Genomic DNA, 18,561 nt, shown 5'->3' with positions numbered 1-18,561 from the left:
CAGCTCCTGGGAGCTGGCTTTAAATTTTAGTATAAAATCCAGATCAATCAGGATTCTGATAGCATAAGTGAATGGTCTTTCGCTTCTAACTTAGAATCACCCATCAGGTAAGCATCAATTTCACGGGCACATTCACGGCCTTCATTGATGCATCGCACCACAAGTGACTGCCCGGTCCGCATATCACCCGCAGCAAATACGCCTGGCTGGTTTGTTGCAAATCCCTGGGTTGCGACATTACCGCGATCATCGAGCCCGATATTGAGCTGGGCCAGTACACCCTGAGGTTCCGGATGCAGGAAACCCATGGCTAAAAAGGCCAGGTCACACGGAATGATGCGCTCAGATCCCGGGACTTCTTCAAAGCCAGGACGCTCGTCGGGCTTGGCTTCGTTCCAGCTGATGTCGGCAATACGCAGTGCCGTGACCTGACCGTCTTCATTGCCGATGAATTCTTTGGTCAGGATATTCCAGTGGCGCTCACACCCTTCTTCATGGGACGTGGAGGTGCGCATGATCATCGGATACGCCGGCCAAGGCTGGTTAACCGGACGTTTCTCAGGCGGCATCGGCATGATTTCGACCTGAGTGATGCTGGCAGCACCGTGACGGTTAGATGTACCGACACAGTCAGAGCCGGTATCACCGCCGCCGATAACCACCACATGCTTACCTGCAGCATGAATCTCTGCTGTTTTCAGATCCATATTGTTGGCGCGGCGGTTATTCTGGCTCAGAAACTCCATCGCAAAATGGACACCTTTCAGCTCCCGGCCTGGGATCGGCAGGTTACGAGGCACAGTAGAACCGCCGGTCAGCAGTACTACATCGTGCTGTTTACGCAGCTCACGGGCATCAATATCCACACCTATGTGGGCATTGACGACAAACTTGATACCTGCCTGTTCCATCAGGGCCAGTTTTCGGTCAATCACGCTCATGCTGAGTTTGAAATCCGGAATCCCAAAGCGCAGCAGGCCGCCTATTTTCTCGTCGCGCTCGTACACTGTGACTGTGTGGCCGGCACTGTTAAGCTGTTCGGCGGCTGCCAGTCCTGACGGGCCGGAGCCGATAATCGCCACGCTTTTGCCTGTGCGGCTGCGCGGGGTTTTCGGCTTGGCGTAGCCTTCACGGTATGCTGTTTCAACGATGGTTTTCTCTATGTTACAGATGGTGATCGGATCTTGGTTGATCCCCAGTACGCATGAGCTCTCACACGGAGCAGGGCACACCCGCCCTGTGAATTCCGGGAAATTATTGGTCGAGCTCAGGATATGCCAGGCTTCTTCCCAGCTGTCCCGGTACACCGCATCGTTAAACTCAGGAATGATATTGCCGATCGGGCAGCCGTTGTGACAGAAAGGCACGCCGCAATCCATGCAACGTGAAGCCTGTGTGCCAATTTTGCTGCCGAACTCGTCATTGAGGACGAATTCTTTGTTGTCCTGAATACGCACTTCAGGGGCAATTTTTGACGGCAGTTCACGGCCGTGCTCGAGAAATCCGGTTGCCTTACCCATGGCTCACCTCCAGTGCTTCCTTGTTCTGTGCTTCTGCCGCTGCTTTACGTTTTTGCAGCACGGCTTTGTAGTCGCGTGGCATGACTTTGACGATGTGCTTGAGGTTTTCCTCCAGATTGCTGAGGAAGGTTTCAGCCACCGAACTGCCGGTCAGTTGCTGGTGACGGCTCACCATGTCTTTCAGCAGGGCAATGTCTTCGCTGTCCAATGGATCCAGATCCACCAGCTCAGGGTTGAGTTTGCCTGCAAAATCGTTGAACTGATCCCAGACATAGGCGACACCGCCGCTCATACCTGCCGCGAAGTTACGACCGGTCTGACCGAGAATAATCGCCACGCCGCCTGTCATGTATTCGCAGCCGTGGTCACCCACACCTTCGACCACTACGCGGGCCCCTGAGTTACGGACACAGAAACGTTCGCCGGCTTTACCGCGGATGAAAGATTCACCCGATGTGGCGCCGTAGAAGCACACGTTGCCGACTATGATGTTGTCTTCGGCAATCAGATCAGACTTGGCATCCGGGTAGAGCACCAGCTGACCGCCTGACAGGCCTTTGCCCCAGTAGTCGTTGGCATCGCCTTCAACCTCAAAGGTTACACCTTTGGCCAGGAAAGCCCCCAGACTCTGGCCGGCAGAGCCTTTGAATTTCACCTGCATCGGCTGCGGCAGGCCCTGGTCTTTGTAGACTTTGGAGATCTCGTTCGACAGCATAGTGCCGACGCTGCGATCTATGTTGGTGATCGGGAATTCAGCACTGACCGCTTCACCGCGCTCCAGCGCAGGCTGGGCCGCAGCAATCAGCTGGCGATCCAGCACGGCTTCCAGATGGTGGTTCTGGCTGCACTGGTTGTAGACACCGTCGGCCTCACGGGCCGGTTCAATGTGCAGCACAGGGCTGAGATCCAGGTTTTTGTATTTCCAGTGACCTATGTTGTCGCGGATTTTCAGACGCTGTGACTGACCGACCATCTCATCGATGGTACGGAAGCCCAGCTCTGCCATAATTTCGCGCAGGCCTTCGGCCATGTACTGGAAGAAGGTCACCACGTCTTCGACGCGGCCGTCGAAACGTTCACGCAGGGTCTTGTTCTGAGTCGCAATCCCCACCGGACAGGTGTTTTTATGACACTTACGCATCATGATGCAACCTTCCACCACCAGAGCTGCGGTGGCCACGCCCCATTCTTCGGCACCCAGCAGGGTGGCGACAGCCAGGTCACGCGGGGTTTTCATCTGGCCGTCACTTTGCACCACGATACGGTTACGCAGGCCGTTTTTCAGCAGTGTCTGGTGTGTTTCTGCCAGACCCAGCTCCCACGGCAGGCCCGTATGGCGGATCGAGGAAATCGGAGAGGCACCTGTACCGCCGTCGAAACCGGCGATCAGTACCACGTCAGCTTTGGCTTTGGCGACACCTGACGCTATGGTGCCGACACCGGCTTCAGACACCAGTTTGACGTTGACGCGGCTCTTGCGGTTGGCGTTTTTCAGATCATAAATCAGCTGCGCCAGATCCTCGATAGAGTAAATATCGTGGTGCGGCGGCGGCGAGATCAGACCGACACCCGGGGTGGAGTGACGCGTCGCACCGATCCAGTCGTCCACTTTGTCACCCGGCAGCTGGCCCCCTTCGCCTGGCTTGGCACCCTGTGCCATCTTAATTTGCAGCTCATCGGCATTGGTCAGGTAATAGGAGGTCACCCCGAAGCGGCCTGACGCGACCTGCTTGATGGCAGAGCGTTCCCAGTCGCCGTTTTCTTTTTTCTCGAAACGGGCCGGGTCTTCACCGCCTTCACCCGAGTTCGACTTGGCGCCGATACGGTTCATGGCGACAGCCAGTGTGGAGTGTGCTTCATGCGAAATAGAACCGAAGCTCATTGCACCTGTGGCAAAGCGCTTGAGGATATTTTCGGCCGGTTCTACTTCATCCAGCGGGATGCTGCGGCTGGTATCAACAGCAAACTGAAGCTGACTGCGCAGAGTGGCGGCATGGTCGCCCTGACTGTCGACAGCATGGCAGTATTGCTTGAACTGACTGTAGTCTTTGCCGCGGGTGGACTGCTGCAGCAGAGAAATCGTGGTCGGGTTAAACAGGTGCTTTTCACCACGCTGTTTCCACTGATAAACACCGCCGACATCCAGCATCTGCAATGGGATATCACGCAGCGGGTAACCGATGCGGTGGCGGATCAACACTTCTTTGGCTATGTCGTCCAGGGTCAGTCCCTGAATACGCGAGACAGTCCCGGTGAAATATTTGTCGACCACGGCTTTGCTGATCCCCAGCGCCTCAAAGATTTGGGCACCGTGGTAGGACTGCAGGGTCGAGATCCCCATTTTGGAGAAGATCTTCAGCAGGCCGCCGTTAACGGCTTTGCGGAAATTGCTGAAGTATTTGTCAACACTGGTGGCTTTATCCAGCTTGTTACGTTGCTGCAGCGAAACAATGGTTTCAGTCACTATGTACGGGTTGACCGCATTGGCACCGTAGCCGATCAGGGTGGCGAAATGGTGTGTTTCGCGGGCGTCGGCCGTTTCAACCACCAGATCGCACTTGGCACGCAGCCCTTTGCGGATCAAATGATGGTGTACCGCACCGACAGCCAGCATGGCCGGAATATGGGCATGCTGTGAGTTCACTGCACGGTCACTGAGGATCAGGATGGAGTAGCTGTCATTGACCGCATCTTCGGCGTGCTGGCACAGATGGTTCAGTGCTTGTTCCAGCTTGCCTGCTTCATCACTGGCCTTAAAGACGATATCCAGGGTTTTGGCCTGCAGGTGGGGCTTGTCGATGGCGCGCAGTTTTTCCAGCTCGGCATCGCTCAGTACCGGAGAGTTGAGCTCCAGTTTCTGGCAGTGCGACGGGCCTTCACTCAGCAGGTTCTGATCTTCACCCAAATAGGTGTTCAGTGACATCACCATGCGTTCACGGATCGGGTCGATCGGTGGGTTGGTCACCTGAGCAAACAGCTGCTTGAAGTAATGAGACAGATGCTGCGACTGGTGTGACAGAATAGCCAGTGGCCAGTCCGCGCCCATGGATCCCAGCGGCTCTTTACCGTCGCCGGCCATTGGCAGGATGATCTCGTTGACTTCTTCATTGCTGATGCCAAAAGCCTGTTGCTGATGCAGCAGCTTCTCGGCTTCAGGCTGGCTATGGCTGTAATCGGCGTCAGGCAGATCGCTGAGGTGAAGCAGGTTGTTCTTCACCCAGTCTTCATAAGGTTTGGCTGAGGCAATGCTGTCTTTGACTTCGTCATCAGAGACGATACGGCCTTGCTCAAGATCCGCGACAAAGATACGGCCGGGCTGTAAACGGCCACGGAAATGGACATTTTCAGGGGCGATATCAACCACACCGGATTCAGAGGCCATGACCAGGAAATCATCTTTGGTCACTGTATAGCGAGACGGACGCAGGCCATTACGGTCCAGGGTGGCACCCACTTGCACGCCGTCAGTGAAACAGACAGATGCCGGGCCATCCCAGGGTTCCATCAGGTTGGCGTGATACTGGTAGAACGCACGACGTTTGGGATCCATCGCCGGATTTTCCTGCCAGGCTTCCGGGATCAGCATCATCAGCGCATGGGGCAGGCTGCGGCCAGACAGCACCAGTAACTCCAGGGCCATATCAAAGTTGGCCGAGTCAGATGCCCCTTCCTGACAGATAGGCAGCAGCATGTTCAGCTCTTCTGTACTGAACAGATCTGATTGCAGCAAAGCTTCGCGGGCTTTCATCCAGTTCAGGTTACCGCGCACCGTGTTGATTTCACCGTTATGGGCGATGTAACGGAAAGGCTGCGCCAGACGCCATCTCGGGAAGGTGTTGGTGGAAAACCGCGAGTGCACCAGTGCCAGCGCACTGACCATGGCCGGGTTTTGCAGATCGAGAAAATACTGCGGAACCTGCTCTGTCGTGAGCTGGCCTTTGTACACCAATGTCTTGCTGGAGAAGGCGTTAATGTAGAAATCGTCACCAATGTTGGTCACGCTTTCCAGACAGACACGAACCGTGTAGTTACGCAGGACATACAGCTTGCGCTCCAGTTCTTCCTGCGGCATGTCGCTGCCGCCGGTAACGAAGGCGTGTTCAAATTGCGGCTCGGTGCTGAGAGGATCGGCACCAATCATGCTGTTATCTGTGGGCAGCACACGGTATCCCAGTACGCTCAGACCCAGGCGCTGGGCGTTGCGGGCCAGAATGTCGCGGCACTGTTCACGTTTGTTTTCGTCTTTCGGAAACAGGATGACACCGACGCCATACTGCTCAAAGGCAGGCAGTGTCAGGCCAATTTTCTGACATTCCTGCAACAGGAATTCATGGGGTTTTTGCAGCAGGATACCGGCACCGTCACCACTGCAGGGATCGCAACCCTGACCGCCCCTGTGTTCCATACGGGCCAGCATGTCCAGTGCCTGAGTGATGACCTGGTGGGACTTACGGTTCTTGAGATGGGCAACAAAGCCGATACCACAGGCATCGTGCTCCATTTCAGGGACATAAAGCCCCTGACCATTCAACACTTGATCTGTCATAACTACATCCTTCCAGTGTAGAGCAGACGGTTCCTCCGTCTGCGGTTCCCTATTTATTTTTATATATACCTGCATGTCTTGGTCAGGCGGGCATCTTGCCCGTTACTGGCCGCAGGAGGGCTGCCTTATCTGAAGGGAGGCAGCCAGTCTCAGTGGTACGGGCCAAGCCAGCACGCTAAAGACATGAAAGCCATCCTGGCGGATGGCAATCTGGTTATATAATGCACACAATGAAAATATATTACAGATCTGTTGGCTGAATTACTATCACTAAATCCGACTTTAGTTGTAGTACCAGCTAAAACCCTGGCCTGATTAGTTAAAATTATGACTAAAAATTCACGAATGGCTAATGTTGATGAATTGTTACGCAAAGTGGCGGGGTGAGGAGATTTTTTGATGGGAAACTTTCAGTTGTATTTGTGGTTATTTTATTTCAGATTGTGTTCTTAGCATGATGGGACGTGATTTGGATTCCGCACTAGCAGATTGCTCTGCCCTGATGAATGTAATCAGTGTCGAATCCTTGACGCTCTGGAGTGTCAAACATCACTTTTTGGCATTTTAAAAATCCGCGACATGCAGCAGCTTCTTGCAACTGTGTTAAATTGGCGGTTGAGTATTGCAGAGCCAAGATGGCCTACACGGAACCGCCAGGGAAGACTGCGGGGAGAAGAAACAGCATGCAGAAAGTGAACATGATGGCGTTTGCTATCCTTGCCTGTACCGCTTTACCGGTATGGGGGATAGCTGAAGAAGGGCTGAATATGTCAGTCATAGGTATGACATTTCTGTTGGTGGCTGTTTTAACTTCACTGGCGGCCTGGATAGTGCATCATTTGGGCAGTCTGGCCTTTCGGCGTCTTCATGCCACCATTTCCCGGCTGCCCATCGCAGCGGCCATTGTCCGCAGTAAAGATGGCGAGCTGTTTTATGCCAATGCCAGCTGCCGGGAACTCTTGGGGGTCAGTAAAGTGGAGAACCGCTTCTACTACCCGGAAGGTATTGGCGCCCGGATGATGGCGGATGTGCTGCGCCCCTTACAGCCGGGGACCGGGTTCGAGAACGTAGAAGAAACACTGCAGCTTGGCAATTCGACCATCAGGGTGCTGATTTCCGGACAACTGCTCAGCTATCGCTGGCAATCAGCCTGGTTGCTGTTTTTTGTCGCGCCAACCAGCAGCCAGGCTAACCCTTATGTTCAGATTGAACAGCGCGTTTTCCAGCGCGTCCTGAACTCACTGTCAGAGCTGGTGTATTTTCAGGATAAGGCCGGCAATATCATAGGCACCAATACCGCCTTTGATCGTTTCTGGCGCGGCCGCCGGGAAGAGGGGCTGATACAGGGCGATCCGACCGGCATCGGCGAGACGCCTGTGATTCATACCTGGACCACGGCGCCGGATGGTGCCAGCCGGTTGCTGGAAACCAATAAAACCGTGATGACAGACGAAGACGGTCTGATCATTGGCACCCTCAGTATCAGCCATGACGTGACCGACTGGCACGAGATGCAGGAAAGCCTCAAGCAGGAAATAGAGAAACGGGAAGTCACGGAGCAGATCCTGGCTCAGCGTAACACCCTGCTCAACTCCATTCTCAATGCCAGTCAGGATCCTATCGGCCTGTACAATGAGCACGGCGTCTATGTTGGCTGTAATGAACCTTTTGCCAAAGTGCTGGGGTTCAGTGCCAAAGAGTTGATCGGCAAGACAGCCCGCAATGTGATTGATCCTGAGATGCTGCAGGAGTTTTATCAGACTGATATCAAAGTGCTGAGAGACGGCCTGACCGTGAAGACGGATGCCTATGTCATTCTCGAAACCGGTGAGCCGGTCTGGTATGAAATTGTGAAATCCCCGTATCGCGATCCGACCGACGGCTCAGCCGGCGTGTTGCTGATAGCCAGGGATGTGACAGAGCGTAAGCAGGCTGAGCAGCAGCTGGCCGACGCCATCATGGAACTGCAGGAGCTCAGTTTTGTCGACAGCCTGACCAAAGTGGCCAATCGCCGCAGCTTCGATGAACAACTGCGCAAGCTCTGGCACAGCCATATGCGTGAGCAACAGCCTCTGACATTAATTCTTTGTGATATCGACAGTTTTAAAGCTTACAACGATAATTACGGCCACCAGCAGGGCGATCACGCGTTGCAGGAAGTGGCCCAGGTGTTCGATAGCGTGATCCGCCGGGAAACCGATGAAGTCGCCCGTTATGGCGGCGAGGAGTTTGCCTTCCTGCTGCCGAATACGCCTTTGGCGGGGGGGCAAACCGTGGCAGGCAAAATCCACAATAAACTGGCTGAGAAAGCCATTCCTCACGGCTTTTCAGACATCAGCGAAATGCTGACTGTCAGCCTGGGTGTGGCCACCATGACTCCCATGCCGAATCAGGATTATGGCGAGTTGATTGCAATGGCAGACAAAGCGCTTTACAAAGCAAAAGCCGACGGGCGGAATACCACCCGCCTGATGGCTGAATCCGATGAGTTTTAATGCTGCCTGAGGGCAGCATTTTGTTGTAGCAGGAATCACAATGAAACAAATAAAAATGTTGGCGCAGTTCTATGTCGACCTGTTGGTGAAGCTTGGCATAGTACGCTTCAGCCTGCTGTTGGCGTTAGCTCTGGTGGCATTGGCTGTGGTGGTACAGGTGGGGGTCACTCTGGCACTGCAGGGCGAAGTACTGGATATTGATATCGTCCGCTCTGTTTTTTTTGGTCTGCTGATCACCCCCTGGGCGGTTTATTTTCTGTCTGTGGTGGTGGATCAGCTTGAAGATTCCCGCCAGCGGTTGTCCAAGCTGGTGACCAAGCTGGAAGAAATGCGCTCACGGGATCTGACCCTGAACAAGCAGCTGAAAGATAACATTACTGAGCTGAACCAGCAGATAGAAGTGCGGATCAAGGCTGAAGAAGAGCGCCGGATTGCGATGCAGGATCTGGAGAACGAGGTGGCACAGCGTGAAAGCGCCCAGCTTGAACTGGCAGAGCAAAGTGCCTTGCTGAAGTCCTTTCTCGATGCGTCGCCGGATCTCATTTATTACCGTAACGAAAAGAACGAATTTTCCGGCTGTAACCGGGCGATGGCCGAGTTGACCGGCAGAACGGAACAGGAGCTGGTCGGGCTGACTCCCTGGGATGTGTACAGTGAAGAGGTGGCGGTCAAGATAGTGGAAACCGATCAGCAGGTTTTCACCCAAAATATCTCGCTGACCTACGAGCAGTGGCTGGAATACCCCGATGGCCGCAAAGCCATTTTTGAGTTGCGTAAAGTGCCTTTTTACAGCCGCGATGGCCGCCGGCTTGGCCTGATGGGATTTGGCCGTGACATTACTGAACGCAAGCAATACCAGGAAGCCCAGGAGAAAGCCAGCCGCGATAAAACCGCGTTTATCTCGACCATCAGCCATGAATTACGGACGCCGCTGAACGGGATCGTCGGACTGAGCCGGATGCTGCTGGAAGGCCCGCTCAATGATCAGCAGCGCGGCTACATGCGTACTATCTATGTCAGCGCCATTACTCTGGGCAATATCTTCAATGACATTATCGACATGGACAAGTCGGATCGCCGTCGTCTGGAGTTGTTGCCAACGCCGCTGGATTTCGATGCCTTTATCGAGGAGATGGGCAACATTTCCGGCCTGATGGCCGAGCAGAAGGGCCTGCGATTCGACCTGGAGCAACTGACGGATTTACCGCCCTATATTCAGGTCGACGGGACGCGGCTGCGCCAGGTGCTGTGGAATCTGATCAGCAACGCGACCAAGTTCACCAAGGAAGGCGGGGTCATTCTGTCTGTGAGCAGCGAACTGCTGGACAACCAGCAGGCGGAAATCACCTTTGAGATCGAAGACAGCGGGATCGGCATTCCTGAGTCTGAGCTGGATAAAGTCTTCGCCATGTATTATCAGGTGAAACAGGGTCAGGATAATCTGCACGCCGTCGGCACCGGCATTGGCCTGGCAGTATCGCGCCAGCTGGTGAACATGATGGGCGGAGATATTGAGGTCAGCTCCGAAGTCGGGGAAGGCAGTACGTTCACCGTCACTATTTGTGTCCCTGTGCTTGAGCAGATTGTCGAGGATGAAGAGCTGCCCGAATTGGCACAGCGTTCACTGCGCATTTTCATGGTGGAAGACATCGAGCTGAATATCACGGTTGCCAAGGCCTTGCTGGAAGGCCTGGGGCATCAGGTTACCGTGGCAATGCGAGGGGATGAGGCGCTGGAGATGTTCACACCGGCTCAGTACGATTTGGTGCTGCTGGATATTCAGTTACCGGATATGACAGGTTTTGAAATCGCCAAAGTTCTGCGTGCGCGTTATCGCCAGCTGCCGCCCCTGGTAGCGCTGACGGCCAATGTCATTAAAGACAAGCACGAATATCTGGATCAGGGCATGGATGATGCCATCAGTAAGCCGCTCAGCGTCAAGGCGATTAACACTGTGATTCAGGCTTTGATACATCAGGGTGCCAGCCAGACGGAAGGCCAGGAGGTTGTGATAGCTGACGAGAGCAGTCTGAGCGAAGATACGCTGAGCAAACTGCTGGATTTGGAGATGCTGGACTCCTATGTCGATATTGTCGGTGCCCAGCCTGTGTATGATTCACTGGAGATGTTCGAAAAAATGATGCCTGAGTATCTGGCGATTCTGGATTCGAATATGACGGCGAAAGATAAGGACGGCATTAAGTTTGAAGCGCACAAGATCAAGGGAGCTGCGGGGTCTATCGGCCTGAAGCGTATTCAGCAGGTGGCCCAGAAAGCGCAGTCGCCTGAATTGCCGGCCTGGTGGGAAAATATCGAAGACTGGGTTGATGAAATCAAAACGAGTTATCAGGCCGATCTGAAGGTGCTGAAAACCTGGCTAGCCAGTAAAGAGGCCTGAACAGGCTGAGAGCAAACCATGAAAAAAGCGTCGCAACAGCGACGCTTTTTGGTATTGCGGACAAGCTAGTGTCTGGTCTTAGTTTTCTTCGATATCACCACAGAAACGGTAGCCTTCACCATGGATAGTGGCGATGATTTCCGGGGTGTCGGACACTGATTCAAAATGCTTACGAATACGGCGGATAGTGACGTCAACTGTGCGGTCATGCGGCTTCAGATCACGGCCGGTCATCTTTTTCAGCAGTTCGGCACGGGTCTGGATTTTGCCCGGGTTTTCGCAAAAATGCAGCAGGGCACGGAATTCAGAGCGCGGCAGCTTGAACTGATCACCGCTCGGGCTCACCAGAGAACGGCTGTTCAGCTCCAGAGACCAGCCATTGAACTCATAGCGTTCAACCAGGCGGCGATCTTCTGAAGCCAGCCCCTGGCTCATTGCGCGGGTTAACAGGTTACGGGCACGAATGGTCAGCTCTCTTGGATTGAAAGGTTTAGTGATGTAATCATCCGCACCAATTTCCAGACCAAGGATCTTATCCACTTCGTTGTCACGTCCGGTCAGGAACATCAACGCCATATCGCCTTGCTCACGCAATTCACGGGCAAGCAGCAGACCATTTTTACCTGGCAGATTAATATCCATGATCACAAGATGAACATGATGTTCAGACAGTATCTTGTGCATTTCTGCACCGTCGCTGGCTTCTAAAACCATATACCCTTCTGCTTCAAAGATGCTTTTCAGGGTGTTACGGGTTACGTGCTCGTCTTCTACAATCAGAATGTGAGGGGTTTGCATTGGCAGTACCTAATTACTCAAAACGGAATCTGGTCTAACAGAGAATATTTCAATTCTATAAAAATAATTCGCTTACAGGCAAAGTAACAGAACAGTTGCAGTTTGCACCCGTCTTTTCAACTACCTGCTGGTACGCCATCCTCATTTTTCAGCGGCCCAACGGACAACTTGCTGAAAAACCCGAACTTGCGGGACTGGCTACAATTTCCCTTGGATGCAGACGATTGTATGCATTTAACAGCGTACTAACAATATGATTTTATTGTATTGCGCTCAGTTTTTTCGATTTTACCGTGCCATACTAGCGTATTGGAAACACTATCTTATTGTTATAGCTCAAACAATTTGTTGTTTCATCAATGAAATAAGGCTGTTAAAGATAACAGTCTGATTGGCTGACCGGGCAGGGGGAACAGACACATGTCGCAAGATGACCGTCACTCTGATGATAATCAGCTGCAAGACGGGAATGCAGAACGGCAGGCAACATGGCTCAGCTATCAGCAGATCATTTTCCGTGCGTCTGAGACACCTGACTACTCAAACTTCGCTATTTTAACCGCTTTTAACCCTGAAAGTATTGTGCTCAGTTGTAAGGAAAATCGTCAGCGGCAGCAGCGTCTGGAAGCTGAACTGTCTGCTTTGGGATATGCTTACCTGAGGCTTGATTGCAGTGCGCCGGACGGGCGCTGGCATGAGCCGAGTCTGGCGGTGTGTACCGGGTTAAGTCAGGCTTGTGAGCTGGCGGCGAAGTGGCGGCAAAATGCAATTTACTGGGTATCACAGCAGCAGCTGTACCTGGTGCCCGTTATGCTTAAGCATCAGGGTTTTTCTCAGACTGCACTGGGGAAATGGCCCGCTTATCTTCATATTCAAGGATTAGAGTAAGGAGTTCTACGATGAAAGACCTACTGCCGGATTTGTGTGATCACTACGAGGATGAAGTACGTTGGTTGCCGCTGGCACATCGCGATTTTGGTGGGAAATCTGTGTTTTATGGCGAAGTGGTGACACTGCGCTGCTTTGAAGATAACAGCCTGGTGAGGGATATTCTCAACGAAGACGGCACCGGCAAGGTGCTGGTGATTGATGGTCACGGTTCGTTAAACAAAGCCTTGTTAGGTGATCAGCTGGCTCTGCTGGCGATTAAGAATAAGTGGGAAGGTATAGTGGTTAACGGCGCAGTGCGTGATGTCGTCGCGCTGAGTGAGATGGCGCTGGGGGTCAAAGCCATTGCGGTATGTCCGTTTAAAACCGAGAAACGCCAGACCGGGGACAGGAATGTCACCCTGACCGTCGCCCATACGCTGGTTTATCCCGGGGATATTCTGTACGCGGATCCCAATGGGATCTTGCTCAGTAAAGAGCCGCTGGATTTGTCTGTGCTCTGACTGTCTGCCTGCTGTTTGCTCAAAACCGAAAGCCAATACCGAGCTGATACACCTGCTCTAACGCTTCATAATCCATGGTGGCATGCAGGTTTACTTTCTCATTCAGCTCGTATTGACTGCTGAGTTCGACACCCAGCCGGGTGTTTTCTTCTACCCGTTCAGACGTCAGCGCACTGCGCAGGCTGATTTTGGGGCTGAAGTGGTACTTTACGCCCGATAATAAGCCGCGTGTTGCCGCCTGTTGCTGGTTGCCGCTTTTAAGGCGGGTACTGACATACACCTGGGTAGACCGGGTCAGGGCATAGGCATAACCGCTGTCTATCTGCCAGAGGTCAAATTGCTCGGCGCTGCGCGACTGAGAATTGAGAAACCACCCAGCCGGAGCTGAAACAGGCTCAGTTGCCAGCTCCGTCTCGGTGGCCAGCGCTGGCCACGCCAGACAGAATAAGAGCAACAAGCACCAGTGTTTCATCCTCAGCCATCCCTGTAAGAGCAATTTCCTTTTTCAGTGTCAATTAATCCTAGGCCAGAAATATTTCACAAAGTGCGTGTTTCGTCGCACATCACTGATTTACATCTCAGATTGCGGCAAAGATCAAACTACGAGTGCTTTTGCGCTCTTACCAGCCGGTGTTTTTCTTTGTACGGAAAGACATCTTCAAACCGCCCTTGCTCAATGTTTGACTGTAAGTGCTGCCAGTAGCCGGGATCAAACAGATCGCTGTGCAGCTCATCAAACAGTTTTCGCACTTTGGGATTGATCAGCAGGAAAGTACGAAATTCTTCAGGGAAAACATCATTGGTGCCCACGCTGTACCAGGGCTCGGCTGACAGTTCATCTTCCGGGTACCGGGGCGGCGGAATACGGCGGAAGTTAATTTCGGTCATGTAGCTGATTTCATCATAGTCATAGAAGACCACGCGTTTATGGCGTGTCACACCGAAGTTTTTGAACAGCATGTCACCCGGGAAAATATTGGCGGCTGCCAGTTGTTTGATGGCTTTGCCGTATTCATCCACAGCGTGGCGCAGATCGTCATCATTGGCTTGTTCAATATACAGGTTGAAAGGGATCATCCTGCGTTCTATATAGAGGTGCTTTATCATGATTTCCTTGTCAGTCACGATAAGGCTCGACGGTGCTTCACGCTGTAATTCTTCCAGTAACTCAGGACTGAATCGGCTGCGGTCAAAACTGAAGTTGCGGTACTCCTGGGTATCCGCCATCCGGCCGACCCTGTCATGCTCTTTAACCAGCTGGTATTTCTCTTTGACTGTGGCCCGGTTCATTTCTTTCTGAGGGGCGAACTTGTCTTTGATCACTTTAAAAACGAACCCGTAGGAAGGAAGGGTAAAGACGCTCATCACCATGCCTTTGATACCCGGCGCCAGGTCGAACTTGTCGTCGGAATGTTCAAGGTGATGGAGAAATTCCCGGTACAGCTCTGTTTTTCCGTGCTTCTGGCAACCTATGGCGGTGTAGAGTTCGGCATGGGTTTTGTTAGGCAGCAGCTCACTGAGGAAACGCACCAGTGCGGCAGGTGCCGGAGCGTACACCATGAAATAGGAACGCGCGAAGCCAAAGACGATACTGACATCATCAACATGACACAGGCAGGCGTCCACATGCAGCTGGCGGTTTTCTGTGGTCAGCACAGGTAATACCAGAGGGATCTGGGTGTTGTCTTCGAGCAACAGCCGGCCAATCAGATAAGCGGCTTTATTGCGGTAAAAAGGTTCTTTGATCAGCTCAAGCCGGGCTTTTTGCATCGCTGCGGTGCCAAACTCATTGTTGAGCCTGGCCACTATCAGGGCAATGTCCCGGTTTTTATCTTCCCAGCTCAGCGTGAAAGGGGTTTCATCCATCATGCGTTCAAACAGATAATGCGGCCCGTTCTCAGACTGGTACAAACGGGTTAACGCCGTTGGATAAGGCGCAATGCGCCCGGCCTGAGAACTGTGCACAAACAGTTTGTCGCGGTTGATATCGCGATGCTCGAAAATTCGGCAATAGACGGAATTAAAGAAGCTTTCTGCAATGTCATAGCGAGGGTAATCCAGCAGCAGATCTTCATAGGAGGATTTGACGGCGGTCAGAAACTCGCGGTTTGCGTATTGCCTGCCGAGCATAATCTGGATCTGGCGGCTGACCAGTTCCACATGATGGTCGTAAAAGCTGATCCTCTGTTTCAGGGCCTGGTGGACTGACATCCAATCCTGATTTTCAAATCTGTCCTGCGCACCGGCTGTGACATCCAGAAACCGGCCGTACATGGCATCAAAGCCTTGGAGTATGGTATGTGCAACAAGCTGTTCCATTGCTGCTGTCATGCCGGATCCCTCCGAAATATTATTGTAATCATTGTTATCCTCCAGGCGGTCTTCCAGCATGGCCTGTGAGTGATCTCTCTGGTTCTGAGGGTGCGTCGAGTGTCCTGAACCAGAACATTGTTGGGCTTGAACGGGTTAGTTGCTTCCGGTCTTGCTTGAGAAAGCAACGCATCCCTACGAGTTACTATGCTATGTCAATGAGTTAACTGCAATTGCAGAAATGCGATTTCCTCTAATTTTATGCGACTAATCTATTCTTGGCGGGAATAATGAATTGGCAGAGACAAAAACTGTATTCCGGGAAAGTAAGAAATAAATCACTAGTCAGTGTTGACTCATACCTGGGGATCAGGTAAACGTAACAACACGCACACAACATTAGCAATAATATAAAAACATGGCACTTAACCTTATCGGCACCACCACCATTATTATTACCGGCACAAACAGTGTTGGGGCGGGCTGATACGCGCAAGATTTCAAAAAAAAGCCCGCACCTTACAGTGCGGGCTTTTTTTTCACCATGATTTTTCAGATTCAATGGCAATATTCACTGGCCACAAACAATAACAGCCAGGAAGCGGTTGCCGACAAGTCAAAATTAACGGAAGTGGAGTAGGGAATGCGAGTGCTTAAGTTTGGCGGTTCATCTTTAGCGGATGCCGACCGGTTTCTCAGGGCGGCGGATATCATCGCCAGTAATGCCCATCAGGGTGAAGTCTCAGTGGTGCTGTCAGCACCGGGCAAAGTGACCAACAAACTGGTGTCAGTCATTGATACCACAGTCGCGACGGGCGATGCTGAACTGCAGCTCAGCGATCTGGAAAACACCTTTAACAGCCTGTTTGATGGCATTGAGCAGCATTTACCTGCGTTTGAGCGTTCAGCCGTGGATGCCAAACTCGCCAGCTCGCTGGGGCAACTGAAGCAACTGGTCCACGGGATGAAATTGCTGGGACAGTGCCCTGACAATATCTACGCCCGCGTCATCAGTAAAGGTGAGCGCCTGTCGATCGTGGCCATGAAAGCGGTGCTGGAAGCCAAGGGACACAAAGCCGATCTGATTGATCCTGTTGCTTCGTTAGTGGCGCATGGCGATTACCTGGAAGGGCATGTTGATATTGAGATCTCAACCGACAACTTCCGCCGTCATCCGCTGGCCGAGGGATATATCCATATCATGCCCGGGTTTACAGCCGGTAATGAGAAAGGTGAGCTGGTTATTTTAGGCCGTAACGGTTCGGATTACTCAGCCGCCGTACTGGCAGCCTGTCTGCGTGCTGAATGCTGTGAAATCTGGACCGATGTCGATGGCGTCTATAACTGTGATCCGCGTCTGGTGCCGGATGCCCGTTTGCTGAAATCGCTCAGTTATCAGGAAGCGATGGAGTTGTCCTACTTCGGTGCTTCGGTACTGCATCCCAAAACCATTGCCCCCATCGCGCAATTTCACATTCCCTGCCTGATCAAAAACAGTTTTAACCCGCAGGGTGCCGGCACACTGATCGGCCAGGATACAGGTGAAGACAAGCTGGCGATCAAAGGTATTACCACGCTCAAAAACCTGACCATGGTGAATGTGTCCGGTCCTGGTATGAAAGGCATGGTGGGTATGGCGGCCCGCGTGTTCGGGGCAATGTCAGCAGCAGGGGTGTCAATTGTTCTGATCACCCAGTCCTCGTCTGAATACAGCATCAGTTTTTGTATCGAAAGTGATGATCAGCAAGCGGCTGAGCAGGCGCTGCGTAATAATTTTGAGCTGGAGCTGAAAGAAGGCCTGCTAGAGCCGGTAGAGTTCATTGACGACTCAGCAATCGTGACCCTGGTCGGGGACGGTATGCGCACTTCCCGTGGTGTGGCGTCCCGCTTCTTTACCTCGCTGGCCGAAGTGAACGTCAATATTATCGCGATTGCGCAGGGCTCTTCTGAAAGGGCAATTTCCGCTGTGATTCCGGCCAACAAAGTGTCGGAAGCGGTGAAAGCCTGTCATGAGAACCTGTTCAACAGTAAACACTTCCTGGATGTGTTCGTGGTCGGTGTCGGTGGTGTCGGCGGTGAATTGGTGGATCAGATCCAGCGCCAGCAAGAGAAACTGGCTGAAAACGGGATTGTCATTCGTGTCTGTGGTTTGTCGAACAGCAAAGGCATGCTGCTGGACAATAATGGCCTGCCGCTGGAAAACTGGCGCGATGCGATTGGCCAGGCAAGCGGCGGTTTCAATCTGGCGAGCCTGATCCAGCTGGTGCAGCGCAATCACATCATCAACCCTGTGATTATTGATTGCACCTCAGACGAAGCCATTGCCGAGCAGTATGTGGACTTCCTGGCCGCCGGTTTCCACGTTATCACGCCCAACAAGAAAGCCAATACGGCCAGCATGGCTTATTATCACCAGCTGCGTCAGGCTGCGCGCGTGACCCGCCGTCGTTTCATGTATGACACCACTGTCGGTGCCGGTCTGCCAGTGATTGAAAACCTGCAGAACCTGATGGCTGCCGGTGATGAGCTGGAGCGTTTCGCCGGTATTTTGTCTGGCTCGCTGTCTTTTATCTTCGGTAAGCTGGACGAAGGCATGAGCCTGAGTGAAGCAACGACTGTGGCCCGCAATAACGGTTTTACTGAACCGGATCCCCGTGATGATCTGTCCGGGATGGATGTGGCGCGCAAACTCCTGATCCTGGCCCGTGAGGCCGGTTACGCCCTTGAGCTGAGCGATGTGGTGGTTGAGCCGGCCTTGCCGCCGGGCTTTGATCAAAGTGGCGATGTCGAGGCCTTCATGCAGCGTCTGCCGCAGGCCGATGCTTATTTCAGTGAATGGTCAGCCAAAGCGGCCGCAGAAGGCAAAGTACTGCGCTACATCGGTGAAATCGACAACGGTAAATGCAAAGTGAAAGTGGCTGCCGTTGATCAGGATGATCCTATGTTTAAAATCAAGGACGGCGAGAATGCCCTGGCCTTCTACAGCCGTTACTATCAACCCATTCCTCTGGTCCTGCGCGGATACGGTGCCGGTACCGAGGTCACAGCGGCAGGGGTTTTCGCGGATCTGATGCGTACCGTCGGCTGGAAACTGGGAGTGTAA

The 18,561-nt window shown here is 52.8% G+C and carries 10 protein-coding genes and 1 other annotated feature; of the genes, 5 read left to right on the top strand and 5 right to left on the bottom strand.

The genetic code is table 11. From position 1 onward, the window contains the following. Positions 1-47: 47 nt before the first annotated feature. Together H511_RS0115575 and gltB are read right to left on the bottom strand one after the other, a co-directional pair. Positions 48-1,520: a glutamate synthase subunit beta gene (locus H511_RS0115575; RefSeq protein WP_027253139.1), complete on the bottom strand. Its 1,473-nt coding sequence runs from the start codon at positions 1,518-1,520 to the stop codon at positions 48-50. Continuing rightward, entirely contained in the window at positions 1,513-6,066 is a 4,554-nt protein-coding gene (gltB, locus tag H511_RS0115570; RefSeq protein ID WP_027253138.1) for a glutamate synthase large subunit, read from the bottom strand. Before gltB ends, H511_RS0115575 begins: the two co-directional genes overlap by 8 nt. 683 nt (positions 6,067-6,749) lie before the next feature. Here gltB and H511_RS0115565 point away from each other — a divergent pair. Both H511_RS0115565 and arcB read left to right on the top strand, forming a co-directional pair. After that, positions 6,750-8,561 (top strand): GGDEF domain-containing protein, encoded by a 1,812-nt coding sequence (locus H511_RS0115565; RefSeq protein WP_051288247.1) that lies wholly within the window; start codon positions 6,750-6,752, stop codon positions 8,559-8,561. A gap of 40 nt (positions 8,562-8,601) precedes the next feature. After that, positions 8,602-10,959, top strand: coding sequence for an aerobic respiration two-component sensor histidine kinase ArcB (gene arcB, locus H511_RS0115560; protein WP_027253136.1), 2,358 nt, complete (start codon positions 8,602-8,604; stop codon positions 10,957-10,959). Between the two features lie 78 nt (positions 10,960-11,037). Here arcB and arcA read toward each other — a convergent pair whose 3' ends face one another. Further along, a complete protein-coding gene (gene arcA / locus H511_RS0115555) occupies positions 11,038-11,757 on the bottom strand; it encodes a two-component system response regulator ArcA (protein ID WP_027253135.1) in 720 nt (239 codons plus the stop codon). 420 nt (positions 11,758-12,177) lie between these two features. Between arcA and H511_RS23605 the strand changes: the two genes are divergently transcribed. Both H511_RS23605 and H511_RS0115545 read left to right on the top strand, forming a co-directional pair. Further along, positions 12,178-12,645 carry a DUF3293 domain-containing protein gene (locus H511_RS23605; protein ID WP_051288245.1) on the top strand — a complete coding sequence of 156 codons (468 nt, stop codon included), beginning with the start codon at positions 12,178-12,180 and terminating at the stop codon, positions 12,643-12,645. An 11-nt stretch (positions 12,646-12,656) separates the two neighbouring features. After that, positions 12,657-13,148: a putative 4-hydroxy-4-methyl-2-oxoglutarate aldolase gene (locus H511_RS0115545; RefSeq protein WP_027253134.1), complete on the top strand. Its 492-nt coding sequence runs from the start codon at positions 12,657-12,659 to the stop codon at positions 13,146-13,148. Positions 13,149-13,167: 19 nt separating this feature from the next. Here H511_RS0115545 and H511_RS0115540 read toward each other — a convergent pair whose 3' ends face one another. After that, the gene (locus H511_RS0115540; RefSeq protein ID WP_027253133.1) at positions 13,168-13,620 is read right to left on the bottom strand and encodes a hypothetical protein; all 453 of its coding nucleotides are present in this window, start codon (positions 13,618-13,620) and stop codon (positions 13,168-13,170) included. Between the two features lie 128 nt (positions 13,621-13,748). After that, a complete protein-coding gene (aceK, locus tag H511_RS0115535; protein ID WP_027253132.1) occupies positions 13,749-15,479 on the bottom strand; it encodes a bifunctional isocitrate dehydrogenase kinase/phosphatase in 1,731 nt (576 codons plus the stop codon). Between the two features lie 404 nt (positions 15,480-15,883). Further along, positions 15,884-15,999: a sequence feature (Thr leader region), on the top strand. 102 nt (positions 16,000-16,101) lie between these two features. On the opposite strand from aceK, the gene thrA reads away from it, so the two are divergent. Further along, complete coding sequence (gene thrA / locus H511_RS0115530) at positions 16,102-18,561, top strand: bifunctional aspartate kinase/homoserine dehydrogenase I (protein ID WP_027253131.1); 2,460 nt, start codon at positions 16,102-16,104, stop codon at positions 18,559-18,561.

It is taken from the genome of Photobacterium halotolerans DSM 18316 (assembly GCF_000425165.1).
GTDB classification, from domain to species: domain Bacteria; phylum Pseudomonadota; class Gammaproteobacteria; order Enterobacterales; family Vibrionaceae; genus Photobacterium; species Photobacterium halotolerans.
Note: the sequence above shows the minus strand (reverse complement) of the source record. Positions and strands in the feature narration are given on the sequence as shown.